This is a genomic window from Psychrobacter sp. 16-MNA-CIBAN-0192, assembly GCF_040309565.1.
GTDB lineage: Bacteria > Pseudomonadota > Gammaproteobacteria > Pseudomonadales > Moraxellaceae > Psychrobacter.
In genome coordinates this window covers 1-245 of record NZ_JBEOOX010000604.1, presented here as the reverse complement: position 1 = coordinate 245, position 245 = coordinate 1, and the positions used below count along the sequence as shown (strand labels likewise).

Genomic DNA, 245 nt, shown 5'->3' with positions numbered 1-245 from the left:
GAAGTGAGTGGGGGGCTGTGAATGACCGCCTTAGCCGTGCCACCACAGTATTTGCAGGATAAGTTAATTAACCGTTAGGTATTCAATAACCGTTGCTGCTGCCACTGGTTTATAAAAGTAATACCCCTGAAAACGTTTACAGCCAATATCAACTAACATATCAAACTGTGCCTGTTCTTCCACGCCTTCAGCTATAACACTTAAGTTATGGCTGTTGGCAATGGCAATAATACTTTGCACCATAC

General features: G+C 42.9%; 1 protein-coding gene. It reads right to left on the bottom strand.

The window, feature by feature from the left end:
• Positions 1-63: 63 nt before the first annotated feature.
• On the bottom strand, positions 64-245 hold a 182-nt coding region (locus tag AAEY78_RS14545; protein ID WP_352340159.1), incomplete at its 5' end, for an EAL domain-containing protein.